This window comes from Undibacterium parvum (genome assembly GCF_003955735.1).
Taxonomy (GTDB): Bacteria; Pseudomonadota; Gammaproteobacteria; order Burkholderiales; family Burkholderiaceae_D; genus Undibacterium; species Undibacterium parvum.
The window spans coordinates 2,003,339-2,015,443 of record NZ_CP034464.1; the positions used below are offsets into that span (position 1 = coordinate 2,003,339).

12 protein-coding genes are annotated in these 12,105 nt (G+C 53.8%); all 12 read right to left on the reverse strand.

The window, feature by feature from the left end; all coding sequences use genetic code 11:
• From EJN92_RS08700 to EJN92_RS08755, 12 genes are read right to left on the reverse strand one after another with little or no spacing between them, the layout of a single operon-like run.
• The gene (locus EJN92_RS08700; RefSeq protein ID WP_126127450.1) at positions 1-567 is read right to left on the reverse strand and encodes a DUF3261 domain-containing protein; all 567 of its coding nucleotides are present in this window, start codon (positions 565-567) and stop codon (positions 1-3) included.
• Complete coding sequence (locus tag EJN92_RS08705) at positions 552-1,781, reverse strand: NAD(P)/FAD-dependent oxidoreductase (RefSeq protein WP_126127451.1); 1,230 nt, start codon at positions 1,779-1,781, stop codon at positions 552-554. The genes EJN92_RS08700 and EJN92_RS08705 overlap by 16 nt, the downstream gene beginning before the upstream one ends.
• Positions 1,768-4,125, reverse strand: coding sequence for an MMPL family transporter (locus EJN92_RS08710; protein WP_126127452.1), 2,358 nt, complete (start codon positions 4,123-4,125; stop codon positions 1,768-1,770). Before EJN92_RS08710 ends, EJN92_RS08705 begins: the two co-directional genes overlap by 14 nt.
• Positions 4,122-4,730: an outer membrane lipoprotein carrier protein LolA gene (locus EJN92_RS08715; protein WP_126127453.1), complete on the reverse strand. Its 609-nt coding sequence runs from the start codon at positions 4,728-4,730 to the stop codon at positions 4,122-4,124. Before EJN92_RS08715 ends, EJN92_RS08710 begins: the two co-directional genes overlap by 4 nt.
• Positions 4,727-5,161 carry an acyl-CoA thioesterase gene (locus EJN92_RS08720; protein WP_126127454.1) on the reverse strand — a complete coding sequence of 145 codons (435 nt, stop codon included), beginning with the start codon at positions 5,159-5,161 and terminating at the stop codon, positions 4,727-4,729. The genes EJN92_RS08715 and EJN92_RS08720 overlap by 4 nt, the downstream gene beginning before the upstream one ends.
• A complete protein-coding gene (locus tag EJN92_RS08725; RefSeq protein WP_126127455.1) occupies positions 5,154-6,710 on the reverse strand; it encodes an HAL/PAL/TAL family ammonia-lyase in 1,557 nt (518 codons plus the stop codon). Before EJN92_RS08725 ends, EJN92_RS08720 begins: the two co-directional genes overlap by 8 nt.
• Positions 6,697-7,698, reverse strand: coding sequence for an LpxL/LpxP family acyltransferase (locus EJN92_RS08730; RefSeq protein ID WP_126127456.1), 1,002 nt, complete (start codon positions 7,696-7,698; stop codon positions 6,697-6,699). The genes EJN92_RS08725 and EJN92_RS08730 overlap by 14 nt, the downstream gene beginning before the upstream one ends.
• Positions 7,653-8,396: a glycosyltransferase family 2 protein gene (locus tag EJN92_RS08735; protein ID WP_227869771.1), complete on the reverse strand. Its 744-nt coding sequence runs from the start codon at positions 8,394-8,396 to the stop codon at positions 7,653-7,655. Before EJN92_RS08735 ends, EJN92_RS08730 begins: the two co-directional genes overlap by 46 nt.
• On the reverse strand, positions 8,389-9,480 hold the full coding sequence (locus tag EJN92_RS08740; protein WP_126127458.1) for a class I SAM-dependent methyltransferase: 1,092 nt from the start codon (positions 9,478-9,480) through the stop codon (positions 8,389-8,391). The genes EJN92_RS08735 and EJN92_RS08740 overlap by 8 nt, the downstream gene beginning before the upstream one ends.
• Before the next feature lie 22 nt (positions 9,481-9,502).
• Complete coding sequence (locus tag EJN92_RS08745; RefSeq protein ID WP_126127459.1) at positions 9,503-11,269, reverse strand: AMP-binding protein; 1,767 nt, start codon at positions 11,267-11,269, stop codon at positions 9,503-9,505.
• Positions 11,262-11,801, reverse strand: coding sequence for a COG4648 family protein (locus EJN92_RS08750; RefSeq protein WP_227869772.1), 540 nt, complete (start codon positions 11,799-11,801; stop codon positions 11,262-11,264). Before EJN92_RS08750 ends, EJN92_RS08745 begins: the two co-directional genes overlap by 8 nt.
• A 32-nt stretch (positions 11,802-11,833) precedes the next feature.
• Positions 11,834-12,097, reverse strand: a complete 264-nt coding sequence (locus EJN92_RS08755) for an acyl carrier protein (protein WP_227869773.1) — start codon at positions 12,095-12,097, stop codon at positions 11,834-11,836.
• Positions 12,098-12,105 lie beyond the last annotated feature (8 nt).

Sequence of the window (12,105 nt, forward strand, 5' to 3'; positions counted from 1 at the left end):
TTAAGGTTCGCTGGCTACAGACTGTATGCTGAGCCTGTATTGGTAACGCAAATTATTCAAAATAATACTACCGCTCCAGCGTGGCATACCGCTGTAGTCTATGGTCGCGACGATGGTATCGGAAAAATACAGGCTACGTCGCAAACCCTGGTCCTGCACCCGCCAACCAGCCGGTAAGGCAGCGCTGATGGCATCCGCAGGCCACAGACAGAGTTGCAAGTCTTCCAAGACGTCTTCAGCACGCACTTGCGCCGGTAGCATCACGTGTCGCCATGAGCTCAAATTATTGCCATCATAATGCAGGCTCAGCACGCGTTGACCGAAGGCCAGACCGACCAGCTCCAGATGCTCAGCATCTACTTCCAGCGCCGCATCGAGTTCATCGATACGGCCATTGCGCTCCACCTTCAGGTGCTGCTGCAAAGAGATAGCTTGCCCCAGCAGCGCCGGACTCAATTGTAAGCCCAGTCTGGCATTTGGCTGGCTAGTCAGGCTAGTGCAAGCACTCAATGCCAGCAAGGCTGGCAGCGCAAGCAGCCGCAGCCAGCGTCTTATACTGGCGTACATAGGACTTCCAACGCGGCCAGACGGCGCACTGTTTCTTTGACAAAGGGGTTACTCTGATCCCAAGCGTAGCCGGCCAGAATAGAGGAAATCATGCGACGAATTTCTGGCTGTTGCGCTTCATGAAAAATGATATTTTGAAAGCCGCCTGCATACCAGGATTCTACGAAGGCACGGAAAGTATCGACGCCTTTTCGTAGCGGAATGCCGTACTCGTTTTGCCAATCGACCTGCTCACCGGCGAACTGGCGCTGCAATACTGCCGCCGCCAGAGCGGCCGATTTGACCGCGATGGTCACGCCCGAAGAAAACACCGGATCAAGAAATTCACCGGCATTGCCTAGCAGCGCATAACCCTTACCCCAGAGCGAGGCGACATTGGCAGAATAGCCCACGATTTGGCGTGCCGGCGTATCCCATTTGGCATTGGCCAAAAGTTCTCGCAAGGATGGTTCTTCGGCCACGATGGCTTGCAGTCTTTCGGTATCACTACCTTGATAGCGCTCCAGAAAACTAGTCTCAGCCACGACACCGAGAGAACAACGACCACCTGCAAAGGGAATCGTCCAGAACCAGACATTGCAATGCTGAGGATGTACCGTGACCCGGATTTTATTCCGGTCAAAACCCGCTGTGATGCCATCTTCTATGTGCGTAAAAATAGCGCCACGTACTGGGAAATTGGACGGTGTTTCCAGCTTCAGCAGGCGCGGAAGTACGCGGCCGAAACCGCTTGCATCGAGAATAAATTCGGCCTTTACCTGATAAATTTTTCCATCAGGGTCTTGCACTGTCACCAGCGGTTTATCATTTAAATCCACCGTCTTTACTTCATGCCGATAGCGGATCTCGGCACCGAAACGTTCAGCTTCTTTTGCGAGAATATGGTCAAACTGGCCGCGTTGCACCTGGTAAGTGGTGCCCCAGCCCGCACTATGTTTATCGCGAAAATCGAAATCGGTGTAGCGCCCATTATGCACAAAAGCAGCGCCGTTCTTGAACTGGAAACCGGCCTCGACTACCGCACGCAACATGCCGGCCTGTTCCAGATATTCCATGCTCTGGGGCAGTAGGCTTTCGCCTATAGAGAAACGTGGAAATTCTTCCCGTTCTAACACCAGCACTGCGCGCCCTTGCTGACGCAATAATGCTGCCGCTACGGCACCGGAGGGACCTGCGCCTATGATTAAGACATCAGTAGTTTCAATTTTTTGCATCTGTCTTTTCTTTTCCAAAAATCGGTACGATCAGCCATACCATGGCAGTTCCTATTAGCATGGTCAGGCCGAAGGCCTGCAATGCGGGGGTTTTACTCAGACCCAATAAACCGAAAGAGAGTATGGTGCTGGCTGCCGACAAGCCGACCGTCGTCCAGGAAGTCGCATCGCGTCGATCGGGCTGCTCTTGCATAAAGATGCCATAGTCCACCCCGACCCCGAGTAATAGCATCAAGGCGAGCACATGAAATAACTGCAGATTTTGCCCCGCATAGCCAAAGATTGCCAACGTGGCTAAACTCGCCAAAGCGGTGGGCAAAAGCACGCGCCAGGTATTGCGCCGGTAGCGCGGATACATCAAGCCATACACCAGTAGATACGAGGCCAACACCACCCAGCCCATATACGCGCGATAACGTCCCAGCACCGAAGAAATTTCGGCAACCTTATCGACCCACTGCACGCCATCTAGCCCGCTGCCTGCCCGCGCCAGCACAGGCAGATCAGCATACGACAAACCACGTAAGGCAACGATGCTGGCATATTCACCCTTGCCCTGGTTTTGCCCCAGCCACAAATGCCGCCATGGCTCGCTGGCAGGCGTTTGCAGAAAGGCCTCAGGCGTGAGTAACTGACTTGCGCCTAACAAGTGGCTGCGGGTAGCGCTGACCCAACTAGCGTCTTCACCGATTTGTGTCGCCAATTGACTCAACACCATGCCTTCACCCAGCAGTTTTTGTTCCAGTAAACTGCGGCGTGTGGCCTGCGTCTGTGCCGACGGCACCCAATTCGAGATGGCCTGATAGCCGCTGATCGTGTGCTGTGCAATCAAAGGATCTAGCTTGCGACGCAAGCTTTCTTCACGCTGTAATACGCCTTCAGCAGTGTCGGCGCGCACCAGAAAGAATTGCACCGGGGTCGGCGCATCGAGTAACTTACTTAGTTTAAGTTGGTCACTGATCAAATGCGCCGGTGAATTTTGCAGTAGCCGAATATCATCGTTGGCACCGAGACGGGCGCAACCGTATGCCACTACCAGCGCAAACAGCGCAAAACCTAAGCCGCTAGCCCGATTCCAACGCAGCAAGGGCCAATGACGCAAGAGCGCCGCATTGCTACGCAGCAGAGCGCCGCTCTTAAGTGCAGCGGCATTGATCAATACCGGGAACCAGCAGACCACGGTCAGCCAGGCAAACACCAGACCTAGTCCCGAGAACAGTGCCATCTGACGCAGGCCGGGAAATGGTGTCAGCGCCAATCCCAGATAACCGATCACCGTCGTGAGCAGGGTTAGCAATAAGCCCGGCATTAAACTTTTTAGTAGTTGCGAGGAATCTAACTTAGGATCGGCGGTGAGGCGGTTACACAAAAAATACAGACCATAGTCTTGCGCCACCCCGATCAGACTGGCACCAAAAACCAGGGTCAGCAAATGGATGCGTTCAAAAAATAGCCAACACAAGGAGATAGAACCGAGACAACCGATGGCGATAGAGAGCATCACCAAGACGATAGGCTTAAACGAGCGAAAGCTGAACCACATCAGAACGATGATGCCTAACAGCGAGCCCAGACCGATAGTTGAAACCTCGCCGCTGGCCTGTTCACCCGCCGCCGCCGCATGCAAAATCACGCCAGCACTAATCACCTCGGTGGCGGGCACAGTAAGTAAGGCGCTCGCTTTGGCTTGCGCCAGCAGCGGTAACAAGGCCTGTTGTGCGCTAATCGAAAATGCCGGCACCTGCAAAGTTAAGGGCAGTAAGACATACTGTTTTTCGGCATTGGCTACAAACAGATGTCCGTCACGTGGACGTACTGGGGTCTCTTGCGCCCGCTCTTGCATCCAGCCGGCAAATAGGCCGAAGGGATCGTCGCGCCAGGCACCTAATTTTGGTCCGGCGAAAGGACTGTAAAGCTTACTCAGAGCGGCATCCAACCAAAACTGCGCTGGCTTACTATGCAATTGCGCCTCTTGTTCGGAACTCATCAATATCAGGCTGTGCTGCTGGAATTTACTCAACCAGTCGGCCTGATTTTGCTCGTTGAGTTGCATGGTCGCGATTAAATCAGGACGAGTACGCAGCACCGCTGCATAGGCATCAGCAGCACGTTTGGCATCGGCCCAATCCTTTGCTCCTACCAGTACCACGACACGCTGCTGCGCCGCATCGACCATCTGGGTAAATGATTTTTGCAAGATAGGATCGCGTTCCTGCACCGGTAACAAGGCCAGAATATCGGTGTCCGGAGCAATGCGCTGGCCCAGCCACAGAGAGGCGTTATGTGCCAATAACAGCGCCACCACCAAGGCCCAAATTACGGCAAGAGCGCGCGGCTTCGTCAAAATAGCGCCGCTTCTTCTGCCAACATGGCAGTCTCGCCAGTTTGTATCGCAGAAAACACGATGTGACTACGGTCGCCGCTAGCCTCATTGATAGAGATATTTTTAACGTAAGCAGCACCATCCAGGCTGATGGCACCAATCGCCTTAGCCAGGGCAGGCTCGCGTGCCTTGAGCGCAACCTTCCAACTATGTTGATCGGCACTGCCTTCTACTTCAAACAAATTCTCCAGTTGCGCCAGATCACCCGACAACAGCGAGAACAGCACGCTATTGATCATACGCACGGTTGGTTCTTGTTTGGCATCCAGACGCATGGCGACTCGGTCACCCTGAAAATGCACGATCTCTTCCCGCGTCAGACGCAGAGTATTCGGGAACGGTTGCAGCGTGCGCCACAAGACGCCCTTACCTGCCACCACACAAAAACGCCCATTCGATGCCAGCGGTTTTTTAATACCGGTGAGTTGTTTGCTCTGATCAAATCTTCCGCATAAAATCGCCGGCTTCGCCAACATAGACTGTATCTTGGCCACTGGTGCCGCAGCAAACGTAGGCAGTGCGGCGCTCATCACGGCCATACTAATAAACAGCTGTTTGAGTGTCATTGCAACTTAACTCCTAATTTTTCAAACAAGACCGGCGGCGAAACAAAGCACATTTCGCCACTATCGATCGCTACCGCAACCTGAGTAGTGCTGGCGCGTGTCAGTCGCTTGCCGCTCGCCTTATCGCTGATCAGATAGTCTATCTTCAAGCGGTTTTCCCATTCGACCAGGTCGGCTCGCAGAGTCAAAATCTGACCAAATTTGGCCGGTCCTACATAGCGCAACTGCAGGTCTATCACTGGCCAGGCGTATCCAGAATTTTTCATTTCCAGATAGTTGTAAGCGATCTTATCCAGCAAAGCACAACGCACTACTTCCAAATACTTAACGTAATTGCCGTGCCAAACTATCTCCATAGGGTCGAGATCAAAGAACTGCACCTGCATCTCGATTTCTGCCCACCAGCGACTAGAGGTTGCCGGCTTACGCATACAGGCTCCAGGCTTGCTGACGTATCCGCTCTAATAGCAAACGCAAATCCGGTTCCAGTCTGCGGTCTTCCTCGACGGCCGCAATATCCTCGCTCAAGGCCTGCATCATTTGCTGCAAAGGCGCTTCCGGCGCAATTGATGGATTGAGGCGGCAACGCAACCAGACGCCTTGACGCACCGTGATCAATAAGGCTGCCACCACTTGTTCGGTGAGCTCCAACACCCGCAAACAATCGCGTGCCGCGATGGTGCCCATACTGACTTTGTCTTGATTATGGCACTCCGTAGAACGCGAAAAAACCGAGGCCGGCATGGTGAGTTTGAGTGCTTCTGCAGTCCATGCCGAGGCGCTGATTTGCAGCGCCTTGAGGCCATGATTAATCGCGGCGCGCGGACCTTCGGCGCCCGACAAATTGGCTGGCAAGCCGTGGTTATAACGACTATCGACCAGCAAGGCCATTTGCCGGTCCAGCAAATCGGCCAGATTGGCCACCGCGTTTTTCATGCCATCCATCGCGAAGGCAATATGACCACCATAAAAATGGCCGCCATGCAGCACCCGCTCGCCCTCGGCGTCAATGATGGGATTATCGTTCGCGCTATTGAGTTCATTCTCGATAGACTGGCGGAAAAACGGCAGGGCATCGGCCAACACACCGATCACATGCGGCGCGCAGCGGATTGAATAGCGGTCTTGCAGGCGTTTGCCGTTACGCTCTAGCTGTTCGCACGGCAGATCCTGGCGCAACCAACTTGCCACTGTCTGCATACCGGGATGCGGTTTAACCGAAAATAGAGTCTCATCGAAATGATGGGCATTGCCATCCAAAGCAAACGATGCCATCGCGGTAATGCGGGTCGTCAATTGCGTCAGATAGGCGGCTCTGTCATACGCCAGGCAAGCCAGTGCCGTCATCACGGCCGTACCATTCATGATGGCCAGACCTTCTTTTGGTCGTAAGCGCAAGGGCGTAATGCCCGCTTCGCGTAGCGCCTGTGCTGCTGGCACTTGCTGGCCCGCGCGCAAGACTTCGCGCTCGCCACACAAGGCGGCCGCCAAATACGACAGTGGGGTTAAATCGCCACTCGCGCCTACCGATCCTTCTGAAGGAATTAAGGGCAGTAAATCCGCATCCAGCAGGGCTACGATCTGCTCCAGCAAGGCCACCGAGACACCCGAAAAACCCTTGCTCAGCGAGGCAAGCCTGACCGCCATCACGGCACGCGTTTGCGCAGGCGTGAAATACTCGCCCAGACCGCAACCGTGGTAAGTGTATAAATGATGCGGCAATTCGGCGATCAATTCCGCTGGCACTGTCACCGTACAGGAATCGCCATAACCTGTGGTAACGCCGTAGATAGTGCCATCTTCGCGCAATAAGCGGTCCAAAAAATCCGCACCACGAGTGATCGCGGCACGGAACTCCGGTGCCGCCGAAAGGTTGGCGCGTGCGCTAGCCTTGGCGATCTCCACAATATCTTCTATACAAAGGCGGCTTTGGTCAAAGCGCACCGCACGCAGTGGCGGCTTATGTTCAGCGGACTGCATCAGTAGTATCCAATTCGGGTAAATGCCAAAAATCGTAAAAATTAAACCATTGCAGTGGAACGCGCTGGCAATGATATTCCAGGCGGTTGGCATACGAGCCGGCTAAATCTGCCAAGACCTGTTCGCGTCCTTCGCGCGGCAAACGAGGTGCCGCATGCAAGAGCTCGAAATGTATCTCTGCATGCTTACCAGCTTGATGCGAGAACAACATATAAATCGGGCAATGCAAAATACTCGCCAGGACATAAGGTCCGACCGGGAACGCCGCCTGTGCGCCAAAAAAATTAACCAGCGCAACGCGCGGTGACTGCGCTAACGGCACTCTATCGCCGGCGATCACTATAAATTCGCCTTGCTCGACTTTTTCGGCCAGTATCATCGCGGTAGCCGGGGTGATCTCGCTCACTTGCATCAAATTGAGCTGGCTGGCGGGATTGAGCGCCGCCAGTAATTGATTAAAGGCCTTTGCATGCTTGGTATGCACCAGGATAGTCAGGCGCAAACCCGGCCGCTTTAAAGACAAGACCCGGCACAGCTCCAGGTTACCGAGATGGGAACACACCAGCACAGCACCACGTCGCTCGCGGATTAATTGCTCCATCTTTGCCACACCATGAAACTGCACATCCTCGGTCTTATACAGCCCTCCCCATAACAACATTTTATCCAAAATGTTTTCGGCAAAAGCGGCAAAGTGTAGGATCACACCAGGGATACCAGTAGGCACCGCAACGTAGCCGCTGATACGTCGCAAATAATCTTTGGAAGCTGCCCGAGGTCGCGGCTTAGTCATCACATACCAAAGCAGCACCGGGTAAAGCACGACTCGAAATGGCCAGCGTCCGAACAACCGGAATATCCAGAACAGCACACGCATGCCAGTGATGAAACTGAGTTCATTCAGCGATGCCCAATGCTGATTTTTTTCTTTCATCATCTCACTCATCGCGTCCGCCATTTGCGCCAGAGCAAGCGCGGCGATCGCCATAACATACCGAAAAATAGACTGGTATGCATACGCGTAATCAGCACATTATCTAGCCACACACGGAAATGCGAAACCCCATCTAAAGGGTAACTGACGCGGGTAGGCAAATTAATGATTTGCACAGCGTCCCAATGCAAACGCACCAAAACCTCGGTATCAAAATTCATACGCGAACCTAGCTTTTGATGTGCAGCCAGCGCTGTGACGCAAGCCAGCGGATACACCCGAAAACCGCACATGGAATCTTTGATCTGGAACGACAGCGTATTAATCCAGACCCAGACATGCGTCAGGTAGCGTGCATACAAACGCAGCGCTGGCACAGTTTCATCATAAATCGGGCAACCGGCAATCACTGCTGCCGGATATCTGGCAGCCAATGCCAGAAACGCCGGAAAATCACTGACGTTGTGCTGTCCATCAGCGTCTACCTGCAGTGCATGACTATAGCCGCTAGCGTAGGCATACCGCATGCCAGTCAGCACCGCAGCACCCTTGCCGCAATTACTGGCATGGCGCAGTAAAATCAAGCGCTGCGGGGCACTGGCGGCCAAGGCATCGAGCACAGCTGCGCACGCTGCGTTACTGCCATCGTCCACCAAAATACACAGAAGATCATGTGCCAATACCTGAGCCACCACCACAGCAATCGCTTGCTCATGGTTGTACACAGGGATGACTACACAAGCTTTAAACATCATCACCCCCGTCGATCGCGGCAAATCGCAACAGGCTATGGCAGTAAGCAATCTCGTCGCGTACCGTCACCAATTGCAAGCCGGCCAGGCCAGCCAGGCGTATGTAATCGCTACTCTCATAAATCTTGCTATTTCCACTCGCCATCGCAGTAAAGTAAGGCGAAGTATTGATCAGACAATACGCAGCGATATCATACTGTTGTCTGTCCCAGAAGGTATCCATGATCAATAATTGTCCGCGCGGTGCCAGCGCTGCCGCAGCGCGTTGCAAAATACTGGCAATTGCGGCTTCACTAAAGCAGCTTAGAAATTGACTCATCCAGATCACATCCATACCAGCAGGCAGCGTCGCAGCGGGGTCTAACAAATCACGCGCATGCAAATGCGCACGCTGCTGCACTCCAGCGTTTTGTAAAGTGACTGCGGCTACCGCCAGTTGCTGTGGCAAATCCACCAAATGTAACTCTACCGTCGGCTTATACGCCAACGCCGCGCAACTAAACTTGCCGGTATTGGCACCGATATCCATTACTTTGCGCGGTGCCGTGGCAAACACATCCGGTAATATTTCCGGGAAGGAGCTATCGGAATAGAAATGATCAAAGGCAAACCAACTGCTCTTGGCAGGCTCAGGCAACTCTGATAAACCCTGATACAAGGTATCCCAGTCACCCAAACTAGGCAAACCTAGGGGCTGCTGCTGATCCAGCGACGCATCCAGTTTAAACAGACCCTGATAACAAACATCGTGATTGAAATCAAAATTTATCTGCGTCATTTTGTCGGTCAGTATGCAGTAACCGGTTTTATCCAGCACATAGCTACCATCGCGCAGATACACCACGCCAGCGGCCAGACTAGTCTCTAGCGCCACTTTGAGGGCATACTCGCTCCAGCGTCCACTAGCCACCAAGGCGCTCAGGCTTACACCACTCGCACCGGCGTCAGCCAAGGCTTGCAACATGCCGCGCTTCCAGGCGTAACGCACGGCCTGAAACACCACCGGAGCGTAGGCGATTTTTTGTGCCTCATAACGTGCTGCAAAAGCGCTTTGCGCCTCGGGAGAAAACTTCTTATCTAGCATGCTGTCTTAAAAAAAGGCCTACTTAAATTGCGTCTGCAGCGCGAAACAAAATGCGCCCGCTGGAATGCGCATGCAGCGCAGAAAAATATCGAAAATTTAAACTGTTTTTTTGTACGTCAAAAATCAATTCCAAAGTGACCGGCGTATCGGCGCGTATCAGTTGTTGAAACTTCAGAGCATGCACCGCCTCAAAACATGAGGGCAAGGCAAAATATTCGCGCCCATAGTGGATCGCCCAGTCTAATTGCACCACCCCGGGCAAAATCGCCACTTGCGAAAAATGCCCATCAAAATACAATAAATCAGCCGGTGCAATCACTTCCAATGCGACCCGCTTGGCATCACGCTCCAGCAGTCGCTTATGCGGCAGGCGTGGCCTGGGATCGGCCTTGATAGGCGCTGCGGCTTCAGAAGATAAGGACTCCAGCAATAGCGCCTGGGTGGTTTTACCCTGAGCATTGAGTGGCATCTGTTCCAGATAACGCCAGCGGCGCGGTAAGGCAACCGCTTCGACTGCGCCGCTCAGACTGGCCAAGAGGCTACGGTTGACGGCCAATTTACCATGCTGCGCCAAGTAGCTCTTACCGGCATCCGACAAGACCACAAAGGCGATCAAGCCCTCCCGCTGTGTGGCATAGAGTTGCTGTGCCACCAGGCGCACCTCAGCCACCAGCGAACTGGCCGACAACAGACTTTCAATGGCATCCAGCGACACCCTTTTTTCTTCTATCTTGACGATACGGTCGCTACGTCCCAACAGCAAAAAATGCTGTTCACCACAGGCCTGGGCGCGATCGGCCAGGCGTAACCAGCCATCCTCAAGCAGATGGGAAGAACGCACTTCCAGCAAATTTTCTTGCGGCTCCAGCCGCCAATTGACGCCTGGCAAAGCCTGCCAGGCTGCATCCTCACTATTTGACTGCAGATCACGCTGACGCCAGGCGATACCTCCGGTTTCGGAACTGCCATACACCTCACGCGGAATCTGGCCGAGTAGGGCCGCGCTATGCTGCGCTGCCGCCAAAGACAAAGGCCCGCCCGAGGAAAATACCGCCCGCAGGTTTTGCCGCGCCGCCGACCAATCCAAATGCGCAGGCAGACGTTTCAGATGTGCAGGACTAGCGATCAGGGCGCACGGTGCGTGCCCCAGTAAAACTGCCAAGGCTTCCGGGAAATTTTGACTGTGTGCGTGGATCGCACGGCCAACGCAGAGCGGCCACAACAACTTAAACAATAAACCGTAAATGTGCTGATGCGACACCGTAGCGACGATCGCACATCGCCCTAAAGCGGCACCAAACTGGGCCTCCAGTGTCGCCACTTCACTGGCTAGCTGCGACATGCGTTTGGGGCATGCTTGCGCCACGCCGGTGCTGCCTGAAGTATGTACCACTAAGGCCAGAAAATCAGACTCCAAAGCCGGATAAGCAGTGACCTGAAATGGTACCTCTACAGTAGGCTGAACGGGGGCGTATTCAGATGGAAATTCACCTAAAAATCCATCGACCTGTAAGGCCAGAGCTGTGCAACTACTAGTCAGGGTATCGGCGCTGAGCCACAGGGTTTTACCAGCATGCCAGCCGCCCAGTAAAGCAGCAGCAAATTCCAGGCTGTCTTCCAGATACAGGGCGAAATTTTGCCCTGCTTGTGCGCTTAACAAATTGCGCCAACGCGCTACGCTGGCTAGAAAATCCGCTGCGTCTACTGCTTGCTGATGGCGCCAGCCCAGCACCGAGCTGGACGGCCGCGCCGCCAGCACTTGAACCAGATTAAGCAGACTATCAGACATGATGTAGACGCTTAAAACGCAGGCGCAGCAAAAATTCTATGCCGAACAGAGCACCCATCAACAGATAGGAAATCACACCTGTGTACAAAGACCAGAGCGCTTCAGATGCCCATAAGGCAGTAGCGAATGCCAGCGCGCCATTGAGTATGAAAAAACCGCACCAGACCTGGGTCACACGCCGCGTATATCCGACAGCAACCGCAGGCAAGTCGGGCTCACGCATGCGTGCCAGCCGCTCCACCATAGACGGCGGTGCCAGCAAACTGTAGCCGAATGCAGCCAACAAGCCGGCATTGACCAGCACCGGATATAGTTTCAGCGGCAACAGGGCATTATTCCATACGGCCAGCAGCACCAAGAGCATGCCCGCCAACACCGACCAGCGTGCTACCCGACTGATCGCCAGCGTCGGCAAACGGGTTGCCACTGCCAGCAATAACAGTAGTGCCAGCCAACGTGGTTGTACCTGTCCGTGTCCAAACCAGATCGCCAGTGGATAGATCAGCGTGATGATTACCGCCAACACGCTCATCATCACGCTCAGTAAGTTGCGTTTGATGGCGTTTACTCCGGTGCCAAAGCGCTTAATGCATCGACCACATCGCTGATAGTGCGTATGGTCTTGAACACTTCCGGTTGCAGACGTTTGCCAGTCATTTGTTTTAATTTCACCGCCAGATCGACCGCATCGATGCTGTCGATATCGAGATCGGCATATAGGTTAGACTCTGGCCGCATATCCGCCTTATCCAGCTCAAACATTTCAGCCAGCAAATCCACCACCCAAGCATACAGCTCTTCTTTACTCATTGCGCTTACCACTACCATGACACGGT